Annotated in this window: 22 protein-coding genes; 19 read left to right on the top strand and 3 right to left on the bottom strand. The window is 58.5% G+C overall.

Annotation, left to right across the window (positions count from 1 at the left end; all coding sequences use genetic code 11):
* Positions 1-33 precede the first annotated feature (33 nt).
* The 17 genes from U9R25_10290 (at position 34) to U9R25_10210 (ending at position 16,862) form a co-directional block, all read left to right on the top strand.
* A complete protein-coding gene (locus tag U9R25_10290; protein ID MEA3336288.1) occupies positions 34-672 on the top strand; it encodes an HAD-IA family hydrolase in 639 nt (212 codons plus the stop codon).
* A gap of 496 nt (positions 673-1,168) precedes the next feature.
* Positions 1,169-1,789 (top strand): sigma-70 family RNA polymerase sigma factor, encoded by a 621-nt coding sequence (locus tag U9R25_10285; protein MEA3336287.1) that lies wholly within the window; start codon positions 1,169-1,171, stop codon positions 1,787-1,789.
* A 44-nt stretch (positions 1,790-1,833) separates the two neighbouring features.
* A complete protein-coding gene (locus tag U9R25_10280) occupies positions 1,834-2,097 on the top strand; it encodes a hypothetical protein (protein MEA3336286.1) in 264 nt (87 codons plus the stop codon).
* A 120-nt stretch (positions 2,098-2,217) separates the two neighbouring features.
* On the top strand, positions 2,218-2,493 hold the full coding sequence (locus tag U9R25_10275; protein ID MEA3336285.1) for an AbrB/MazE/SpoVT family DNA-binding domain-containing protein: 276 nt from the start codon (positions 2,218-2,220) through the stop codon (positions 2,491-2,493).
* Entirely contained in the window at positions 2,490-2,906 is a 417-nt protein-coding gene (locus tag U9R25_10270) for a PIN domain-containing protein (protein MEA3336284.1), read from the top strand. The genes U9R25_10275 and U9R25_10270 overlap by 4 nt, the downstream gene beginning before the upstream one ends.
* 165 nt (positions 2,907-3,071) lie before the next feature.
* Positions 3,072-3,959, top strand: coding sequence for a MurR/RpiR family transcriptional regulator (locus U9R25_10265; protein ID MEA3336283.1), 888 nt, complete (start codon positions 3,072-3,074; stop codon positions 3,957-3,959).
* 80 nt (positions 3,960-4,039) lie between these two features.
* Complete coding sequence (mtnA, locus tag U9R25_10260) at positions 4,040-5,158, top strand: S-methyl-5-thioribose-1-phosphate isomerase (protein MEA3336282.1); 1,119 nt, start codon at positions 4,040-4,042, stop codon at positions 5,156-5,158.
* Between the two features lie 44 nt (positions 5,159-5,202).
* Positions 5,203-6,477, top strand: coding sequence for an S-methyl-5-thioribose kinase (gene mtnK, locus U9R25_10255; GenBank protein MEA3336281.1), 1,275 nt, complete (start codon positions 5,203-5,205; stop codon positions 6,475-6,477).
* A complete protein-coding gene (gene dhaK / locus U9R25_10250) occupies positions 6,449-7,447 on the top strand; it encodes a dihydroxyacetone kinase subunit DhaK (protein MEA3336280.1) in 999 nt (332 codons plus the stop codon). Before mtnK ends, dhaK begins: the two co-directional genes overlap by 29 nt.
* A gap of 69 nt (positions 7,448-7,516) precedes the next feature.
* A complete protein-coding gene (locus tag U9R25_10245; GenBank protein MEA3336279.1) occupies positions 7,517-8,155 on the top strand; it encodes a DAK2 domain-containing protein in 639 nt (212 codons plus the stop codon).
* Positions 8,156-8,274: 119 nt separating this feature from the next.
* The gene (locus tag U9R25_10240; protein MEA3336278.1) at positions 8,275-9,342 is read left to right on the top strand and encodes an autoinducer 2 ABC transporter substrate-binding protein; all 1,068 of its coding nucleotides are present in this window, start codon (positions 8,275-8,277) and stop codon (positions 9,340-9,342) included.
* A 122-nt stretch (positions 9,343-9,464) separates the two neighbouring features.
* Positions 9,465-10,961 carry a sugar ABC transporter ATP-binding protein gene (locus U9R25_10235; GenBank protein ID MEA3336277.1) on the top strand — a complete coding sequence of 499 codons (1,497 nt, stop codon included), beginning with the start codon at positions 9,465-9,467 and terminating at the stop codon, positions 10,959-10,961.
* A 4-nt stretch (positions 10,962-10,965) separates the two neighbouring features.
* Positions 10,966-11,964, top strand: a complete 999-nt coding sequence (locus U9R25_10230) for an ABC transporter permease (protein ID MEA3336276.1) — start codon at positions 10,966-10,968, stop codon at positions 11,962-11,964.
* A 12-nt stretch (positions 11,965-11,976) separates the two neighbouring features.
* Complete coding sequence (locus tag U9R25_10225; protein ID MEA3336275.1) at positions 11,977-13,017, top strand: ABC transporter permease; 1,041 nt, start codon at positions 11,977-11,979, stop codon at positions 13,015-13,017.
* Between the two features lie 114 nt (positions 13,018-13,131).
* Entirely contained in the window at positions 13,132-14,019 is an 888-nt protein-coding gene (locus U9R25_10220; GenBank protein MEA3336274.1) for an NAD(P)-dependent oxidoreductase, read from the top strand.
* A gap of 99 nt (positions 14,020-14,118) precedes the next feature.
* Positions 14,119-15,666 carry an FGGY family carbohydrate kinase gene (locus U9R25_10215; protein ID MEA3336273.1) on the top strand — a complete coding sequence of 516 codons (1,548 nt, stop codon included), beginning with the start codon at positions 14,119-14,121 and terminating at the stop codon, positions 15,664-15,666.
* Positions 15,667-15,713: 47 nt separating this feature from the next.
* Positions 15,714-16,862 (top strand): RuBisCO large subunit C-terminal-like domain-containing protein, encoded by a 1,149-nt coding sequence (locus U9R25_10210; protein MEA3336272.1) that lies wholly within the window; start codon positions 15,714-15,716, stop codon positions 16,860-16,862.
* Between the two features lie 3 nt (positions 16,863-16,865).
* On the opposite strand, the gene eda is transcribed toward U9R25_10210, so the two are convergent.
* The 3 genes from eda to U9R25_10195 form a co-directional block, all read right to left on the bottom strand.
* Positions 16,866-17,501 (bottom strand): bifunctional 4-hydroxy-2-oxoglutarate aldolase/2-dehydro-3-deoxy-phosphogluconate aldolase, encoded by a 636-nt coding sequence (gene eda / locus U9R25_10205; GenBank protein ID MEA3336271.1) that lies wholly within the window; start codon positions 17,499-17,501, stop codon positions 16,866-16,868.
* A gap of 107 nt (positions 17,502-17,608) precedes the next feature.
* A complete protein-coding gene (locus U9R25_10200; GenBank protein MEA3336270.1) occupies positions 17,609-18,580 on the bottom strand; it encodes an aldo/keto reductase in 972 nt (323 codons plus the stop codon).
* Positions 18,581-18,946: 366 nt separating this feature from the next.
* Positions 18,947-19,318, bottom strand: a complete 372-nt coding sequence (locus tag U9R25_10195; protein ID MEA3336269.1) for an enolase C-terminal domain-like protein — start codon at positions 19,316-19,318, stop codon at positions 18,947-18,949.
* 856 nt (positions 19,319-20,174) lie between these two features.
* Between U9R25_10195 and U9R25_10190 the strand changes: the two genes are divergently transcribed.
* Together U9R25_10190 and U9R25_10185 are read left to right on the top strand one after the other, a co-directional pair.
* Positions 20,175-20,375 (top strand): DUF4177 domain-containing protein, encoded by a 201-nt coding sequence (locus U9R25_10190; GenBank protein ID MEA3336268.1) that lies wholly within the window; start codon positions 20,175-20,177, stop codon positions 20,373-20,375.
* A 114-nt stretch (positions 20,376-20,489) separates the two neighbouring features.
* The coding region (locus U9R25_10185) for a creatininase family protein (protein ID MEA3336267.1) at positions 20,490-21,062 on the top strand (573 nt) is incomplete at its 3' end.

The raw sequence follows: 21,062 nt of genomic DNA, 5'->3' as shown, positions 1-21,062 counted from the left end.
GCCCGCGCAGCCATGGAACTGCGCCCGGAAGCTGTGACCGAAGATGCGGTTATGACCGCCTTCCGGGATGTCGTCGGCCTCGCGCGCAACGAGGTGGCGACAGCGTTGGTGGCGCGCTTTGACCTGGAGGACGCCGCCGGAGCACGGATGGCCGAGTTCGGCGTCAGCACGCCATGGCAGGCCTACATCCAGCTTCGCCTGCGCCACTACGAGGCCATGCTGGCCGATCCCGATGTGCTTCGGCGCAACCAGTGGCCGCACAATGTGGATCTACTGCACGCGGCGCGGCGCGCCGGCTGCCAGGTGGGTCTGGCGACCATGTCCAATTGCCCCCAGGTGCAGCGTGTGCTGAGCATCCTGGATCTGATGGGCGAGTTCGACTTCGTGGCCAGCAGCGATGACGTGGAGCAGGGCAAACCGGACCCGGAGATCTACCTGCTGGTGGCGCGCGAGCTGGGTGTGTCGACTCACGAATGCCTGGTGATCGAAGACTCGCCCAGCGGCGTGAAGGCAGCGCTGGCCGCCGGCATGCACGTGATCGCCGTGAGCACGCCGTTCACCCGCGAGGCGCTACGCGCGGACGGACTCCTGGAAGAGCGTTGGATCGTCGACGACCCGGCGACCCTGCCAGCCGTGGCACAGGCGCTGATGGCGACCCAGGCAAAGACGTAGCATGGATCGAGAGCCGACCCTCAAGTTGCAGGCCGCCGAACACGCCTTGACTCAAGGATGATGAGCGATGGTCACAATATCTATGGCAGCGACAATTCTGTCATTGTCACCGATCCTGACTATAGACGTTATTCAGACGGAGGGATTTCAAACGGATGAAAATCGCAATGATTGGCCCGGGCAGGATGGACGCGAGGTGTGAGCTAGACGGTGCGTGACGTGCTGCCGTAGTGTCGCAATGACAATCGGGAGACCGAACCATTGTGGGAGAGTCGTAAGCCCACGGCGAAGTGAGCTCGTGCCTCCATTCGGTTTTTAGTCTCCGGCGGCATCCTATGGTACTCTGGCACTGTATTGCACGATCTGGTGTGGTGTGCAGTCCTTTTGCTGTGAACGCCCGTCACTCTGGGAAGCGCGCCGAGGCCGAGTATGAGGCGACGCTCATGAATCGAAGCGAGACCACAGCTGAGCATGGCAGGGTTCAGAAAGCGAGCCAATGACTGAGCGAACGAATCAGGAATGGTGTGAAGCATTGCGGAGTAGACAAACCGATGCTGCCATCACCGACCTGCGCGTCGTGCTCCTGCGCGGCCTGCGCTACGGGCTGATCAGCTACGGTGTGACCGAAGCTGATCTGGAGGATTTCGTCCAGGAAGCGCTGGTCAAGGTGTTGCGCGAGCTGGCTTCGTTTCGAGGCGAAGCTCGTTTCACCACCTGGGCGCAGAAGGTCGCCGTGCGCGTGGCGCTGACCGAGTTGCGCCGTCGCAGGTGGCGCGATATCTCGCTCCAGGACTTGCTGGTCAACCGGGAAAACTCCGACTTCACCCCGGATGTCCTGACCGATCGCGGCCCAGATCCGGAACAGACCGCCGTTCGGCGGATGATGTTGGAAAAGATCCAACGCATGATCGCCGAGGAACTGACCGATCGGCAGCGGCAGGCCATGATGGCGGTGATGCAGGGTGGCATGCCGATGCAGGAAGTTGCCGAGCGGATGGGCACGAACCGCAACGCCATGTACAAACTCCTGCACGATGCCCGGCAACGGCTTAAAAAGGCGATGCTGCGCGAGGGGCTGTCGCCTGAAGAGCTACTGGCCATGTTCGACGAAAGATAGGCAGGTCAAAGATGTTTCGCAAATTCCTGATGAACATCAGAACAATGAGGCGCGGCCAAGGCACGGCTGCACTGCAGCCGGCTGAACTGGCCACTATGGTGCAAATGGTTGCCACGACCCGGCCGGATGAGATCGGCTGTGACGAGTGTTTCGAGCAGCTTGATCGCTTCGCCGAACTGGAGCTCGCGGGCAAGAACGCGGCCGAAGCCATGCCGTTGGTCCAGGACCACCTGGACCGCTGCAATGATTGCCGGGAGGAGTTCGAGATGCTCCTGGTGGTCCTGCAAGCTACTGCAGACGGCGTATAGTGCGTGGAAAGAGGGGTTTCGTTTCCTGTTTTGTGGGCGCAGCACGCATTTGTTGACAACCACAGGGTCATCCAGTATAAGCTCATCACCGAGATATGAATCAACAAGCGGAGTATGAATATGCCTAGCGTGGTAGGACAACGAGGACAAATTGTCATTGAAAAGCCGATTCGTGATGCGCTCGGTTTGGAGCCAGGCTACCTCGCCGTTCAGCGGCTGGTGGCCGACCACGTGGAACTCCATTTCTACCCGCCAGAGCACGAGGAGTCGTTGCGCGGCGTGCTGGCGAGTAAGGCGAAACGGTCCGTCCCACCCGAGAAGTGGGCAGAGGTTCGCGAGGAAGCGTGGTCAAAGGCAGTTCGCTTGGAATGGATGGTGGACGAGGGAACTGCTTGAGCGAGCCGGAATCCGCAGCATTTATCGATACCAGTGTCGTCTTCCGCTATCTCACCAATGACCCTCCGGCCATGGCCGCGGTAGCGGCCAGGCTCATCGACAGCGACCAGCCGCTGATCCTGAGCGAGGTTATTCTGGCCGAGACAGCCTACGTGTTGTCCTCCGTCTACGACATTCCCAGGGTAGCGGTCGTTGACGCGCTGAGCGCGTTCATCCAACGACGAAATATCCGCCTGCTGAACCTTTCAAAGCCCCGGGCGTTGGAGGCCCTCCGCCTCTGCCGCGACTCCAAACGCCATTCCTTCGCAGATGCCTTGCTCTGGGCTGAGGCCAGTCATAGCGGAATCCAGCGAGTATTTTCCTTCGACGATCGCTTTCCTGCGGAAGGACTGGAATCGGCCGAACTCAGCTAACCATTCTCAATATGCAGACTTCAGCTCCCTGTTTCGTCATATTGAGAATTGCTATGGGGATCGCAGGTTGATTTGACAGGGCCTGTAGTCTGCACTATAATTGCGTGGCAGTATCACGTTAATCCCTTTTATGTTGTTGTACCACCACAATAACGGATGTATCACGTGCAGCGAGACCCAGACGGCGATGGCCGAACCACCGCCACAGCTCCATCCTCGATCAACTCCCTGACCCGCATTCGCAGTAGTTTTCCCGCGTTGGCCGCATCGGAAGCCCGTGTGGCCAATTGGGTTATGCAGCAGCCTGGAAAAATCATGGAACTATCCATGGCCCAGGTCGCTCAGGCATGTGGTGTGAGCGATACAACGGTGTTGCGCTTCTGTCGAAATGCCGGCTTTCAGGGCTACACCGATCTGAAGCTGTCCATCGCACGTGATCTGGTCAGTCCCACCCAGGTCATTCACGACGATATCCTCGAGGGGGATGCGCCGGCGATCATCGCCCGCAAGGTGTTCATGTCTAACATCCAGGCACTCTATGACACCCTGGAGGTGCTGGACGAGAATGCCCTGATTGAAGCCATCGAGCTGCTCGGCACAGCCAAGCGCATTCTGATTGTCGGGGTCGGCACATCGGCTCCCATCGTGCAGAGCATGTACAACATGCTGCTGCGGCTTGGCCTGAACTGCAAGGCTCAAACCGACTCCTATCTCCAACTGATGGAAGTGGCGCTCATGGGCCCTGGTGACGTTGTGGTTGCGATCTCCCAATCGGGCAGTTCCATGGACCCTGTTCTCACGCTCAAGCAGGCCAAAGCGAACGGAGCGGCCACGGTCTGCATCACCGGAAATGCCCATTCGCCAATCACCGAGTTTTCAGATGTCACGCTGCTGAGCGTTGCCCGGGAAGCCCGCATCGAGGCTATCGCCTCCCGGTTGGCCCAGGTGAGCATCGCCGACGCCCTGTACGTGATCATGGCGCTGAACAGCATCGACCTGGCCACCAAAAACGATAAACGGATCTGGGACGCGTTATTGCCCAAGATGTTCTAACGACCCCTGTCCAGCGCTCGGTTGGCAGCTGGACATAGCGGTCCCCGGACCCGGGGCACCTTCAGGAAACAATGCAAAGCATGAATGTCCAAGGTAAGCACTATCGAACCATCTGGCTAAAGGAAAACGATCCTGCTGTAGTGCAAATCATCGACCAACGCCACCTGCCTCACAGATTCATCGTCGAGGATCTTGTCACGGTCGAAGATGTAGCGCGGGCCATCGCGGACATGCACGTGCGCGGCGCTGGCCTCATCGGCGCTACGGCGGGTTATGGCATGTACCTGGCGGCGCTGCACGCCCCTCGAACGCCGGCGGCGGCCTTCGAGGCGGCCTTGGCCAGGGACGGCGACCTGCTCACGGCAACCCGACCCACGGCGACCAACCTGGAATGGGCGGTTAAACGTCAACTGGCAGCCATCTCCGCCGCAGGCAGCGACCGTGAGGCCAAAATCGAGGCAGTGCTGGCCACGGCTCAAACTATTGCCGACGAGGACGCTGACTTCTGCCGGCGCATCGGCCAACACGGCAAAACAATCATCCAGGAGATCAGTGAGCGCAAAGGTGGAGAACCGGTCAATATCCTCACCCACTGCAACGCTGGCTGGCTGGCCTTTGTGGATTATGGATCGGCCACAGCGCCCATTTATGCCGCTGACGACGATGGCATTGCCGTCCACGTGTGGGTCGACGAGACCCGGCCTCGCAACCAGGGCGCGCGTCTGACTGCCTGGGAACTGGGCCAGCACGGCATCGATCATACCGTCATCGCCGACAACGTGGGCGGGCACCTGATGCAGCACGGCATGGTGGATGTCGTTATCGTTGGCACCGACCGCACCCTGTACACGGGCGACGTTGCCAACAAGATCGGCACCTATCTCAAGGCTTTGGCGGCTCGCGACAACGGGGTTCCTCTGTACGTCGCGTTGCCATCCTCAACATTTGACTGGGAACGGCGCAATGGCGTGCGGGAGATCCCCATCGAGCAACGGGATGCAATGGAGATCAAGACCATCCAGGGGCTACATGACGGCGAAATCATTACCGTCCTCCTGACGCCGAGCGATAGCCCTGCCGCTAACTACGCCTTCGACGTTACCCCGGCTCATCTGGTTACCGCCCTGATCACCGAGCGCGGCATCTGCCCTGCCTCCGAGGAAGGGGTTCTGGGGTTGTACCCGGAAAAACGAGTGTAGAGACATCACGGTGCAACGTCTCAAGTAGCAAGGATCACCTGACAATGGCCTACCACGCTTTGGATGAGACCACCATAAAAGACTATATTGCGCAACGCCCTGCGCTGGCAGGCGTGTTTTCCGATTTCAGCCAGCTGTCCATCAGCGAGGTTGGAGATGGCAACCTGAACCTGGTATTTATCGTTGAGAACGGGGCCAATCCAGCGGAGTCGGTAATCCTCAAGCAGGCGCTGCCCTACCTGCGCGTAGCCGGAGACTCCTGGCCACTGACCCGGGAACGTATGCGCTACGAGACCCAGGCGTTGCTCAAGCATAACGAACTGGCCCCAGGCCTGGCCCCTGAAGTCTATGATTTTGACGAGGAGATGTCCCTCGTTATCATGGAGCACCTCAAGGAACATGAGATCATGCGCAAGGGCCTGGTGGCCCGAAAGCACTATCCGCGATTTGTCGATCACATCTCTACCTTCCTGGTCAACTCACTCTTTTTTACCTCCGACCTCTATCTCACCGGTCCGGAGAAAAAGCTTCTGGAGGCCAAATTCGTCAACGAACAGCTTCGCAAGCTCCAGGAGGACTTCGTCTACACGAACCCCTACATGGAGTCAGAGGAGAACAACTGGAACTCCCTGGTTGACGACGAGGTGCAGGCCGTTCGCTCGAATCCGGAACTGAAAATGGCCATCGCCGAGATGAAGAGGGCGTATATGACTCACGCCGAGGCGCTCATCCACGCGGACTTGCACACCGGTTCCATTATGCTCAACGCCGAGGACACCCGGGTGATCGATCCGGAGTTTGCATTCTTTGGTCCCATGGCCTATGATGTTGGCGCGGTTCTGCAAAACCTCATTCTCAACTATCTCTCGCACTATGGCCATACGCCCGATTCAGACGAAAGAGAGCGCTATCAGGCTTACCTGCTGGCAATGGTCAGAGATATTTGGAAAGAATTCGCCCGAAAATTCGACGAAACCTGGGCCAACAACAACCGCGGTGAGTTGGTTCCGGAGGCCTACTGGGACTTCCCTGGTGGTGATGAGGCTTTTGCCAAATATCGCCGCCGCTATATCCATAGACTCCTGCAGGAGACAGCCGGCCACGGTGGCACCAAGTTCCTGCGGCGCATGATGGGAATCGTCAGCGTTTGGGACTTGACGACCATCGAAGATCTGGAACAGCGGGCTGTTGCCGAGCGGCTGGCTATTCGTATCGGCACTCGCTGGGTTCTGGAACGCAGGTCGGTGACCAGCATCGAGGACCTGATTGCTATTGTTCAGGAGGAAACTCATGAAGAAAATTCTAAACGATCCGGCTGATTTTGTCCCGGAGATGCTGGAAGGCTTGATCAAGGCCCATCCGGATCAACTCGCCCATACCGAAGACATCCATTGCATCGTGCGCGCCGACTCACCGGTCGAGGGCAAGGTAGCGCTGGCTACCGGCGGCGGGTCGGGCCATCTACCTGTATTCCTCGGCTACGTCGGCCAGGGTATGCTGGATGGTTGTGCCGTTGGGGACGTCTTCGCGTCCCCCGGTGCCGAGCAGATGTTGTGGGTCACGCAACGTATTCACGGTGGCAAAGGTGTTGTCTACATCTACGGCAACTATGGCGGCGATGTCTTGAACTTTGACATGGCAGCCGAGTTGGCCGAATTCGAGGATATTGAGGTCCGCACAGTACTGGTGAAAGATGATGTCGCCTCGGCGCCACCCGAGGAGGCGGACCGCCGCCGGGGAGTCGCGGGCATGGTTTTCGCCTTCAAGACGGCTGGGGCCAAGGCAGATATGGGCGGCTCATTGGATGAAGTGGTCGCCATTGCCGAGAAGACGTTGGCCAATACCCGCACCATGGGCGTGGCTCTTTCGCCCTGCACGGTGCCCATGGCCGGCACACCGACATTCACCATCGGCGATGGCGAGATGGAGATCGGCATGGGTATCCATGGCGAACCTGGCATGAAGCGGGAGCAACTTCAGACCGCCGACCAGATTTCCGAGCGTATGACCACAGCCATTCTCGACGACCTGCAGCCAGAAGAGGGCGACCGCCTGGCGGTGATGGTCAACGGCCTGGGCGCCACGCCGCCCGAGGAACTTTACATCATGTACCGCAAGGTGCACCAGATGCTTGCCGAGCAGGGCATTTCAGTGCATCGGGCCTACGTGGGCGAGTACGCCACCTCCATGGAAATGGCAGGCGCCTCCTTCACCTTCCTGCGCCTGGACGATGAGCTGGCCGAACTGCTTGATTACCCAGCCCGGACACCCTTCTTCATCCAGGGTTAGGCCATATCCAGCAATAAGCGCTGCCTCGAGCTCACTTCGCTCGGGACGTACCAGCCAGGAGGACCCTGCATGACAGAAGAGATTCAAGGCCAGGCCGTGGCGGAAGCCATGAAGCGGGCTTGCGTTGCATTGAGCCAACAGCGAGACTACTTAACCTCGCTGGACCAGGCTTTGGGCGACGGCGATCTGGGCATCACCATGGGAAAGATCGCCGACGCGCTGTCGATCTATGCCGCTGACACGTCCACGGACGACATCGGCAAGTTTCTGGTTGGGGCCGGCATGGCAGCCAATCGAACCGCTCCCTCCACCATGGGCACCCTGCTTGCCACCGCTTTGATGCGGGCAGGCAAGGAAGCCAAAGGCAAGAGTGAACTCTCAGCGCAGGAGATCAGCCAAATGTTGGTTGCCGCCGACGCCGGTATCCAGGAGCGCGGCAAAGCCAGGCCTGGCGACAAAACCATCGTGGACGCCATGCATCCGGCCAGTGAGGTGCTTGCAACAGCGGTGGCGGCGGGCGAGACGCTGGAGGAGGCCGGCGCTCAGGCCCTGAGCGCGGCGGAAGCTGGTCGAGACAGTGTGACGCCATTGCGCAGCAAAGTTGGCCGGGCAAGTTGGGTGGGTGAGCGTACCGAGGGCAAGGTGGATCCTGGCTGCGCCGCCTTCACAATCATGTTAGCCGCCATCGTCGAACCAGCAACAAGTTAGAACAGCCAGATCACATCAAAACAAGGAGGTGACGCTGAAATCAGTAAACACTAGTATCAAGATCACTTCCCGTCGTTTCACAATCCGTTTTTTTAACCTATCTCAAGGAGAGTAGAACCATGAAACGTCTGTTTCCCGTCGTAGCTGTAGTTTTGATCTTCGCCATGCTCGTATCTGCATGCGCCGCCCCCGTTTCCGTGCCAGCGCCCGCCGCCGAACAAGCGCCGGCGGAAGAAGCCCCTGCTGCTGAAAAACCGGCGGAAGAAGCCAGTGAAGAACCCCTGGAGTTTGTGACCGTCGTCAAGATCGCCGGCATTAGCTGGTTCAACCGCATGGAAGATGGCGTCAACGCCTGGGGCGATGAACATCCAGGAGTCAATGCCACCCTCGTCGGCCCGGCCGAGGCCGACGCCGCCCAGCAGATCGCTATCATCGAGGACCTGATCGCCCAGGGAGTGGACGCCCTGTGTGTCGTTCCCATGGACCCAACCCAGCTCGATCCGGTGCTCAAGAAAGCTATGGACGCCGGCATCACTGTCATCACCCACGAAGCCAGCAACCAGGAGAACATGCACTACGACATCGAGGCCTTCGACAACACCGCTTTTGGCGCCGGTCTTATGGATCGCCTGGCCGCTGAGATGGGTGAAGAGGGCGAATACGTCGTATTCGTGGGCAGCCTTGGTTCCAAGACTCACAACGAGTGGGTGGACGGCGGTATTGCACGCCAGAAAGAGGCCTATCCCAACATGGTTATGGCCGGCGACAAAGTCGAAGCGTTCGACGACGCCGAGATCGCCTACCAGAAGGCCAAAGAGGTCCTGGCGGCCTATCCCAACCTCAAGGGCTTCCAGAGCAGTGCCTCCACTGATCCCGTCGGCATCGGCCGCGCCATTGAGGAAGCCGGCTTGCAGGATGAGGTCTCTGAAGTGGGTACGACCCTGCCCTCCATTGTCGGTGATCTGTTTGACACCGGCGCCGTCGATTACATTGGCTTCTGGGATCCGGCCGTAGCCGGCGCCGCCTGCAACCAGATTGCTCTGATGTATATCAATGGTGAGGAAATCGGTGAGGGTACCGACCTGGGTATCGATGGCTACAACAACCTGATCGCTGAAGGCAACGTATTGTACGGCGACGGCGCTGTCTACGTTAATGCCGAGAGCGCGCCAGATTATCCGTTCTAGCATCCTCGATCTCTCTTATCCGATGCCTTGCGAAGGCGCCGGATGTTGCAAACCTTCCTGGAAGCCTATTGCTTCCAGGAAGGTGCTTCACCCACCCGGCAGAAGGAGCCGGACGTCCCAGCATGACCGATGAACTTCTGCACCTCACTGGCATCTTCAAATCCTTTGCCGGCGTGCATGCGCTTCGGGGGGTCGATCTGACCATCGAACCGGGCAGAATCCACTGCCTGGTCGGGGAGAACGGCTGCGGTAAATCGACGCTGATCAAGATCATCGCCGGTGTCTACGAGCGGGACGCTGGCACAGTGATCATCAACGGCAAGGAATTCGAGGAAATCGAGCCTATCGACGCCATCCGTGAGGGCATCCAGGTTATCTATCAGGACTTTTCCCTCTTTCCAAATCTGACGGTTGCCGAAAACATCGCTCTGAATGAGGAGCTGGCCGAGGGCCGGCGCCTGGTCAACTGGCGGTGGGTCCATCAAGTCGCCGAAGACGCATTGGCGCAGATCGAGGTGGACCTTCCTCTCGACGCGTACGTAGAGGAAATGTCGGTCGCCAACAAACAGCTCATCGCCATTGCCAAGGCCCTGCGCCGGAATGCCCAGCTCATTATCATGGATGAGCCCACCAGCGCGCTGACCGAGCGAGAGATCCGCAACCTCTTCTCGGTGATTCACAGGTTACAAAGACGTCGCGGTATTGCCTTCCTCTTCATCAGCCACAAGCTGAACGAAGTGCTGGAGATATCCGAGACGATGATCGTCATGCGAAATGGCAGGATCGTCAGCGTAGGCGAGCGCAGCGAATACGACAATGCCCGCCTCACCTACGAGATGACAGGCCACGCCATTTCCGAGGAATCATACGAGTTTACACCAGACACAAGCCAACCTGCCCTGCTCAAGGTCGAAGGCCTTTCTGCCGGCGACATGCTGGAGGATATCACCTTTGAACTGCGAGGGGGTGAAATCGTGGGCGTAACCGGCCTGCTGGGCTCGGGTCGCACCGAATTGGCTCTCGCTCTTTATGGTATTTTGTCCACTGACGCCGGCCTCATCTACATGAATGGCAAACAGGTCGAGATCAATTCTATTCAGGACGCCATTAGCCACGACATTGGCTATCTGCCCGAGGATCGCCTCACCGAGGGACTCTTCCTGGAACAGTCCGTCGGTCGCAACCTGGTGGTTCGCATCATCGATAGTCTGCGTGGCGCGTTGGGCCTGACCGATCCCCGGCAGGTCGACGAACAGGTGGACAAATGGGTCGAAGCACTCCGCATAAAAACCTCCGATCCTGAACTGCCGGTTTATACGTTATCGGGTGGAAACCAACAGCGTGTCGTGCTGGCCAAGTGGCTGGCCAGCAAACCGCGCCTCATGATCATGAATGGGCCAACGGTTGGCGTGGATATCGGCTCGAAAAACGAACTACACGATATGATGAAACAACTGGCGGGTGAAGGCATGGGGCTACTGGTGATCTCCGACGACATTCCTGAGCTGTTGCAGACCTGCAACCTCATTCTGCTGATGCGCCACGGGCGCATCGTCGAGAGGATATTGCCTCAGGAAACGGACGAAAACGAACTGTCCGCCAAGCTGATCGAGGAATAGCGCCATGAACCGCATCTTTCGCCGCAACGAAACCCTGGTGGCCATAACCATTGTCGGCCTGTGCCTCATCATTGGGCTCAACAACCCGACCTTTTTCACCGTCGGCAATCTATTTACCCTCCTGCGCAGCAGCATTGTCACCGGCATCTTCGCCATGGGGGTGCTTATCGTGCTCATCTCGGGAGGGATCGACGTCTCCTTTACAGCGGTCGCTGTCTTCGCCTTACACGCAACCACCAAGCTGCTCATGGCCTATTCGCCCGATGCGCCGATCTGGTTGTTCTTTATTGTCGCCGCGGTCATCGGGCTGGGATTGGGAATGATCAACGCCTTCTTTATTGCCCAGTTTAAGCTGCCCACCCTGATCGTGACCCTGGGCACCCTCAGCATGATCCACGGTTTTCTGCTCTTCGCCATCGGCAACCAGATCATCCGGGATGTACCGCCGGCCATGACGGCCTTTGCCCGGTCGTCGCTGATGAATATTCCCCAGGAGAGAGGCATGGCCATCCTGCATCCGGCTGTCATTATGACGATAGTCATTGCCTTTGGCGTGTGGCTGCTTTTGAGGTATACGATGTTGGGTCGAGGCATCTATGCCCTGGGCGGCGCCCCCGAGGCCGCCGACCGGGCCGGTTTCAACATCACCCGCATCCAATATTTCATCTATGCCTTTGTCGGCCTATTATCGGGAATCGCCGGCATGACCTTCGGCTCGCTTGCCCGCCAGTCCAATCCCCAGGACATCGTCGGCATGGAGTTGAACGTGATCGCCGCCGTGGTCCTGGGCGGCGCAACCCTGACCGGCGGCCGCGGCACGGTGATCGGCACTATCCTGGGCGTGATCCTGGTGATCATTGCCAACAACAGCCTGATTCTGATCGGCGTCCCCACCGTCTGGCAACGGGTCGTCATTGGCATCATCATCCTGGTTGGTACGGGCATCCCTGCCATCCAGGCACGCCGCGCCGGCAAACAATCTTTCGGCCTGGCGGATGCTTAGGTAGCATAACAGATGGAAAAAACTACTTCTCGGAATTCATTGATAAACCGTCTGCCGTTCGACATTTATACGCTGCGCCTGTTTGTCATCTCATTTGCCATCTTCGTGGCATTCAGCCTGTTGCTGCCCGACAAGTTTCTGACCATCAGGAACATGCAGTCGATGATGGTACAGTTTCCGGAGTACGGCATCCTGGCTTTCGCCATCATGATCACCATGCTGACCGGCGGCATTGACCTGTCCATCGTCGGCGCGGCCAACCTGTCGGCGGTAGTAGCGGCGTTGGTTCTGACACGGCTGGCCGGCGAGAATGGCGCCGGCATGTCGCCGGTATTGGTTATTCCCCTGGCCATGATCAGCGCCCTCATCGTCGGTTCTATCTGCGGCCTGTTCAACGGGTTCCTGGTATCGACCGTGGGCATCACACCGATTCTGGCCACCCTGGGCACCGGTGCCATCTACACCGGCCTGTCGTTCGTAGTCACGGGTGGTCCGGCCATCACTACAACCCAGTTGGCTTTCATCGGCAACGGCTACATTCTGGGCCTGCCGATCCCCGTCATCGTCTTCACTGTGATAGCTGTTGTCTTTTCTATCATGCTCAACCGCACGACCTTTGGCTTCAACGTCTACATGCTTGGCACCAACCCGACGGCAGCCCTCTACTCAGGTATCAACAGCAACCGCGTGCTGTTACGCACATACTGGATCGCCGGTCTGGTGGCCAGCATTGCGGGCATCATCTTCCTGGCCCGAACCAACTCGGCCAAACCAGACTTCGGCGCATCGTTCATCTTGCTGACAGTGCTTATCGCTATTTTGGGTGGCGTCAGCTACACCGGTGGCTTCGGCACGGTCTCCGGCCTGGTGCTGGCTGTGTTGAGCATACAGTTCCTCTCGACCGGCCTCAACATGTTGATGTTGGAGTTGTTCCCTTCCAGCGCAGCCATCTTCTTCCGCCAGATTGCGTGGGGTGGGTTGCTTTTGCTGGTGATGGTGCTCACTTTTTACGTCGATCGGCGACGCAAACGCAGTCCGGGCACCCAAACTTAGCACCTGTCCGTCAATTGACTCCCTGCTCGGGCCGCTCTCTGCTTCCCCGCGCAGCTCACGCCCAAACCCGCTTCGATCGGAATGGGCCATTGCAAACTCAACAGGAGTACTTCTGTGACAAAAATCTCTTATCTTGGTATGGGAATCATGGGACGGGGCATGGCTGGAAATCTGCTCAAAGCCGGCTATCCTGTAACCGTGTGGAATCGGTCACCCGAACGCTGCGAATCGCTGGTCAGGCAAGGTGCTGTGCAGGCCACCACCCCTGCTCGGGCGGTGGCCGACGCTGACCTGATCATGTACTGCCTCAGCGACGATGCCGCAGTCGAGGACTTGCTTTTCGGCGATGGCGACCTGCTGTCGGCCGTGCAGCCAGGCCAGACGGTCGTCGATTTGACCACCGTGCACCCGGACACCAGTCGCAAATCTGCCGCGGCCTATGCCAAAAAGGGAGTTCGATTCCTGGATGCGCCTGTCTTTGGCAGCAGAAACGAGGCTGCACAGGGTGGCTTGTGGATTGTGGTTGGCGGCGACAAGGAACTTTACGAGCAGGTCAAGCCGATTTTGCAGGTGCTCAGCGAAACTACCCACTACATGGGCGGCACAGCGCAGGGCTCCTCCATGAAGCTGGTCGGCAATCTCGTGGTGGCGTCCCAGCTGGAGGCGCTGGGCGAGGCCATGGTCCTGGCGACCAGGGCGGGCCTTGATCCTGAAGATGTCCTGGGCGTATTGCATGTCACCGATTTTAAGTCGCCCATATTCGACGGCGTGGGTCATGCCTTGATTGAGCGCGACTTCAGCACCCATTTTGCCCTCAAACTGATGTTGAAGGATGCCAACTTGATTGCTCGCTTCGCCCAGGACCTGAACGTACCCATTCCTGCAAGTGCCGCCACCCGTGAGAATATCAAGGCCGCGGTGAACAAGGGCTGGGGCGAGCTGAACGCCTCCGCCATGATACGAAACCTGGAAGACCAGGCCGGTGTTGAAGTGAAGAAATAAAACGGCAAGATGGGTCGACCCTTCAGCGCCCTTGCTGCCGCAATTCATTGTTGGCGGTTGCCCAGGCGCTGATTGCTTCAACGGATGGAGGTAACAGCCATGTCCGGTTCCTATGTCCTGGGCATCGATTTTGGCACGGAGAGCGTGCGGGTTGGTATATTCGATCAGACGGGGCAACCTGTCGTGTTTGCTTCCCAGCCGTACCCGCTCAATCACCCACATCCGGGATGGGCCGAGCAGCGCCCGGACGAGTGGTGGTCTGCCCTGGTTGTAGCCACGCGATCTGCAATGGCCAAGAGCGGCATTGCCAGGAAAGAGATCGTCGGCCTGGGAGCGGATTGCACAAGTTGTACCGTTGTGGCGATGGATGAGCACTTTCAGCCGTTGCGCCCTGCGATTATCTGGATGGACGTCCGCGCCGCCGAGCAGGCCCGACGCATCGCAGAGAGCGGCCATCCAGCCCTCAAATACAACGGCTATGGCAACGTGTCCGCCGAATGGTTGCCCTGCAAAACCCTCTGGCTCAAGGAGAACGAGCCGGAGATCTACCGGCAGGCCAGCCATGTAGGCGAATTCATCGACTGGTTGACTTTCCGTTTGACCGGGCAGTGGACTGCCAGCATCAACAACACCAGTATCCGCTGGTACTACGACCGAGCCGAGGGTGGCTGGCCCGATGATTTCTACGAGCAGATTGGCCTTGGCGACCTTATCTCTCGATTCCCGCAGCGTGTTCTGGACATGGGCGAGATAGCAGGGACTCTGTTGCCCGACGTGGCCGACGAGCTTGGCCTGCCAGCCGGCATCCCTGTGGCCCAAGGTGGCGCAGATGGCTACGTGGCCATGATTGGCTTGAATGTGTTGCAGCCGGGCAAGCTGGCATTCATCACCGGTTCCTCCCATTTACTCCTGGGCCAGAGCGCAACGCCACTCTTCGCCAAAGGCATCTTTGGAGCCTTCACCGACGCCATCCTGCCCGGTCAATACACTGTCGAGGGTGGCCAGGTGTCCACCGGCTCCGTCGTCAAATGGTTCAAGGACAACTTCTGTGCCAAAGAGGTGCTGCAGGCTGCCGAACAAGGCGTTGATGCATACACTGTTCTCGACCGGTTGGCAAAACCGATCCCGCCTGGCTCCGAAGGGCTGATCGTCCTCGACTATTGGCAGGGCAACCGCACACCCTACGTTGACCCCGAAGCGCGCGGCATCGTGCGCGGCCTCTCCCTAAAACACACCACTGGCCACCTGTTCCGAGCCATCATCGAGGGGATCGCCTACGGCACGGAGCATATCCTTCGCACGTTTCGCCAAAACGGTTTCGTGGTGGATGAGATGGTGGCGTCCGGTGGACCCACCAGGAGTCCCCTTTGGATGCAGATCCATGCCGACGTCAGCAATGTGCCCATCACCCTGACCGCCGTGCCCGATGGTCCTGCACTGGGCTCCGCTATCCTGGGCGCCGTGGCCGCCGGGCTCTTCCCCGACATCCAGAGCGCGGCCCAGCAGATGGTGCAGGTCCGCACACGTATCGAACCCGATCCCGCCAGACACCAGGCCTATCGCTTCTACGTTGAGCAGTACATCAACACCTATCCGCCGCTGCAGCAACTGACCCACGAGATGGTGCGCCACGTCAGCGCTTCTTGATCTCACCCTCTCCCTGCGGCAAACAGAAGTCCAAAAGCGAATTGCCTATGATCTTCCCGGAAACCTCGCTGAGCCTTTCGGGCGAGCGTTTTGGCGTATGCTATCGCCTCGTCGCTGAAACCCAGGCCAAGGCCAGGGCAAAAGCCTATGGCATCTGCCTGGAGCAGACGGTTGAAATACCCGACAGCCTGCTGGCTGACGACGACATCCGCGCCCACCTGGTCGGACGCATCGAGGCGCTGGAAGCTGCGGGAGAAGAGCGATACGACGCTACGATCAGCTATCCCATCGAAGCCGCGGCCGGTGAGCTCACGCAACTACTCAACGTGGTCTTTGGCAATTCGGCCATGCATCCCGGGATCAAGGTACTCCACCTCGATCTTCCGGAGAGTTTGTTGATGCAGTTTCATGGGCCGCGTTTTGGTAGAGAGGGAATTCGATCTCTGCTGGGAGTCACAGATCGAGCCTTGCTTTGTACGGCGCTCAAGCCCATGGGACTAGGGGCAAGCGATCTGGCGGACCTGGCATACAAGCTGGCCCTTGGCGGCATTGACATCATCAAAGAGGATCACGGCCTGACCGGGCAATCCTTCGCCCCCTTCTCCGAAAGAGTCCCCCGCTGCGCAGAGGCAGTCCAACGAGCCAATCGCGAGACAGGCTACTGCTGTCTCTATGTTCCCAACGTGACCGCTCCAGCTGACCAGATCGTTGCCCGCGCCTTCAAGGCCAGGGGCTCTGGAGCCGGCGGCATCATGGTGGCTCCAGGCCTGGTGGGTTGGGACAGCGTGCGGATCCTGGCACAGAACAGCGCCCTTGGCCTGCCCATTCTGAGCCACCCTGCCTGGCTGGGAACCTTTGCCATCCACCCGGACCAGGGCCTGTCGCACCGGGTCGTTTTCGGCCAGCTGCCGCGCCTGGCAGGGGCAGACGCCACCATATTCGTGAATTTCGGCGGCCGCTTTTCCTTCAGCCGCGCCGATTGCCGGGGCATTGTGGAGGCCACCGCTGCTGACATGGGTCCTTTGAAACCCATCTTTCCCATCCCGGCCGGTGGCATGACGCTGGACAGGCTGCCCGAGTTGTCGCGTTTCTACGGCAAGGAAGCCATCTTCCTCATCGCCGGCGCTCTCTATGGACAGGGACCCGACCTTGTGGCCAGTAGCCGCCAGTTTCGCCGGCTCGTTGAACAGGCTTAGGGATCATCGCACCTGTCGCACAATCTCGACTGCCTCGGCGGTCAGGCGGGCAATCGCATCGAAATCACCGTCAGCGATGAGCTGCCGCTTGACAATCCAACTGCCGCCGCAGGCATGAACGGCAGGTAGCCGCAGATAATCGGGCAGGTTCGTCACATTGATGCCGCCGGTCGGCACAAACTTAACACCCACAAACGGCCCACCGATCGCCTTCAGTAACTTGACGCCGCCGGCCGCCTCCGCGGGAAAGAATTTGAGCACCGGCAGGTCCTTGTTGAGAGCCGCTGTGATCTCGCTGGGGGTCATCACGCCGGGCATCACCGCAACATCGTTATCGAGGCACCAGTCGACCACCTGGGGATCAAAGCCTGGGGAGACGATAAAGCTTGCCCCGCGGGAAACGGCCTCTTCGGCCTGAGCTACAGAGAGCACAGTGCCGGCGCCGACCACCATCTCGGGAAACCTGGCCGCGATCGATTGAATGGCGTCGGTGGCCGCTGCTGTGCGGAAGGTAATCTCGACACAGGGCAGCCCGCCCTGCAGCAAAGCCTCGCCCAGATCGGGGGCATCTTCGGCGTCGTCGATGGCGACAACCGGGATGAGTCCCATGTCGCCAAGCTGTTGGAGAGTTGTATTCATTCAAAGACCTCGACAGTCGTGAGCGAAAATAACCATGCAGATCGTAGGTCCGGCTACCAGCCGGACAGTCGTCAGTCTCCAGAGGTGTCACGCTAATTGTCAATAGCCTAACTGGCCACCAGGTCATGGGACCGGCGCAGGTTAGGATAGTTGCCGCCGCTCTCTTCCTTGACGGCGGTGTCGAACATGGCCGAAATCTCGGCATATTCTTCGGCAGTGAGAGCCACATCGAAGGCGTCGATGCTGGCCTGCAACTGGCCCAACGAACTCACGCCGGCGATCGGCGACGTCACTCCGGGTGTGTGGCATTGCCATGCGATTGCCAGCTGCGCCGGATGCAGGCCCCGCTCGGATGCAAACTGGTTGAAGCGACGCAGGCCATCGGCATACCTGGCTACCCAGGTTGCAATGCGCCCATCGGTCTGGCCGCGGGAGTCGGCAGGCATCGCCTGGCCAGGTTGGTACTTACCGGCCAATATGCCGATCAACAGAGGCCGGTAGGTCATGATGGCGATCCCCTCGGCGGCGGCCTGGGGAAGCACCTCGACCTCAATGCCTCGCTCGATCAGATTGTAGGGTACTTGATTGCAGATCAACGGCGCCCAACCCTTCCGCTGGGCAATGGCGTTACAATGAGCCACCAGCCAGGCCGGAAAGTTGGAACAGCCGACGAAACGGGCCTTGCCCTGGAGAACCACATCATTGAGCCCTTCCATCATCTCCACGGTGTGCATCTGCTCCCGGGGCCAATGAATCAGGTAGAGGTCGACGTAGTCCAACTGCAGGCGGGCCAGGCTTTCGTCGATGCTCTCTCGAATCCAGGCCGCGTCGGTGCTCCTGGTCACCTTGGTGACGATAAACAGCTGATCCCGTCGTCCTTTCAGGATGCGTCCCATGATCTCCTCGGTGCGCCCCTGTCCGTACATCGCCGCCGTATCGACAAAGGTGATGCCCTGGTCCATAGCTGCTGAGAGGATCCGCTCGGATTCTGCCTCGTCGCAGCGTTCGCCAAACATCATGGTGCCCAGACACATCTGGGAAACCCGCTGACCAGTACTGCCAAAATCAACGTAGTTCATTCGTAATCTCCTATCCTGGACAAGCCAGAACCTGGTACTTGGGCTGCGGTTCATTCCCTCTCTTTCCTCAGGACAGGGCAGAGGAACGCTGATTTACGCAGACCTTCGGCGCAGATTCTCGCTGATCTTTTTCTGATTGATCTGCGGTTATCTGCGTTCATCCCTTCGGCTACGCTCACCGTCAGGTGCCCCGGAGTGGGCAGGACAGGTCTGCGGTTGTGTTTTTTTTCTTTTCCCCGCTGACCTGCGGCGCAGAGGTCGCTGATCTTTTCTGATGTCTGATCAGCGTTTATCGGCGGTTATCAGCGGTTAGGTTTTTTCTGATTCCACCCTTTTCTCAAGACAGGGCAGAGGCCATGCTGTCTGTCACGGACGGGCCGGACTGCCGTCGGGCAGCCGCGTTTGTGTCCACTGCACGACCTTGTCCCCGGGCGGGTATTTGGCAGCCAATGTTTCGTCGATATCGATGCCGAGGCCGGGCCGGTCGTTGGAAAGCATATAGCCATTGCGTACTTCTGGCAAACCGGGGAACATCTCGTAGTCCAGCTCCGAGGCCCGGTACCACTCCTGAATGCCAAAATTGGGCGCCCAGAGGTCGAGGTGCAGATTGGCTGCGTGGCCCACGGGGGAGGTATTACTGGGGCCGTGCCAGGCGGTGCGTATACCATACATGTCGGCAAAACCGGCGACCTTGACCGCGGGAGTGATGCCTGCCATCTGGCTGATGTGCATGCGCACGAAGTCGATCAGCCATCTCCAGTAATTTTGGTGCCCATGCCCAGGTACAGCGATTGCAGATCGTCGCCGGCATAGGAAGCCCAGGCCAGATGGCGGTGGCCGTTCTTTTCAACAATTTGCGCTTGGCAGGCAGGGTAAGGTAAAGTGTTGCATACTTCACTTTGTTTAATGATCAGCGCCCATTTGATGCACTACGACAAGCGAGGGCGTGGGCTAGAGGCGAGATTTCCGTTGGAGATGCACGACAGGCTGCAGTAGCAGCCCACGCGGCTGCAAGAGAGTCCAAGGATGCCGCAGCGACAGCCGCCGCTCGCGCCGCAGGACATGCCGCCGAGACGGCACATATGGCTGACCACTGCTTGGGTACCGCAGCTTATGCACTAAAGGCGGCAGAAGAGGGCGGAATCAATACGAAATTAGAGCGGCAATGGCAAGATCAGCAGCTTCCAATCTCTATCCGTCATTTGGTAACTTCCGCTCGTCAGAGTCGACGGGCGTATGCCTGACCTGGACAAGCCAGAGGAACGCTGATTACGCAGACCTTCGGCGCAGATTCTCGCCGATCTTTTTCCGATTGATCTGCGATCATCTGCGTTCATCAGCGTCATACTTCGGCTACGCTCAGCATAGGTCTGCGGTTCATTCCGGTCGCTTCGACTGCGCTCACCGTTAGGTGCCCCGGAGTGGGCAGGACAGCGCCCTTCGACTGCGCTCAAGACAGCGCTGCGTTTCATTCTTGTCAGTTTCGTGGCTAATTTTCCTGCATACTGGGCAAGAAGTAACTCGAAAGGTACTCACAACGGGTTCAGCGGAGCAACGTCGGCTGAACCCGACAGTTTATGAAGAGGAGAGAATAATGACGAAATGGGAGTACAAGATCGTTGATTCCAAGAACGTTTCCGGGGGCGGAATTTTCAAAGGGAAAGAGCGAGCTGACCTGGAAACATATTTAAACGGACTCGGAAAGGATGGATGGGAGATCATCAATCTCGATTTCTTAGAGCTTGAGAACAGATCTGAATTCTTAGGTGTGGCAAAAAGAGAAGTAACTGCATGACAACTCACTGGCTCCGAGATTACCGCCGCTTTGTGGCGTCTCCTCGGGGTCAGTGAGTTTGGCCGTTGGCGCGAGAAGAAACATCATTTGCATGAACATGAACAGGAGTAACCAGTGGGCACATTTACAGACATTCTTGAGAAGGAAGTACGGCTTGAGCAGATGAGACCAGAGGAGGTCTCATCTGCAAAAGAGCAGGCGCCATATATTTATGTTCCTTTTGGCTCAATCGAATGGCACGGGTACCATAACGTTTTGGGACTTGATGCAATGAAGGCTCATGAGCAACTTGTCGGCCTCGCCGCGAAAGCAGGTGGCGTTGTTTATCCTGCTGTCTTCTTTGGTTCCGGTGGAGGTCACCTTGATTGGCCGTCTACCTTTATGTTCAGCCCAGAGCCTTTGATCACACTCGTCACCGAGTTATTGAAGGGGTTCGATGCGGACGGCTACGAAAAAGCCATCCTGCTTTCGGGGCATTACCCCAATAGAAACCAGTTTATCGACTCAGCCGTTGAGAAATACAAACAGTCCGGTGGCCAAATGGAGGTACTGGCGCTTGTTGAAAACCAGGCAAAGGATGTGGGAGGAGATCATGCTGCGAAATTCGAGACATCTTTCATGTTATACCTGCATCCCGACAAAGTCGATATTGAACGGCTTGACGCTGGGCCCAGAGACGACTACGGC

It is taken from the genome of Chloroflexota bacterium (assembly GCA_034717495.1).
Taxonomy (GTDB): Bacteria; Chloroflexota; Anaerolineae; order JAAEKA01; family JAAEKA01; genus JAYELL01.
The sequence above is the reverse complement of the archived record's forward strand: the minus strand, read 5'-3'. Positions and strand labels throughout refer to the sequence as shown.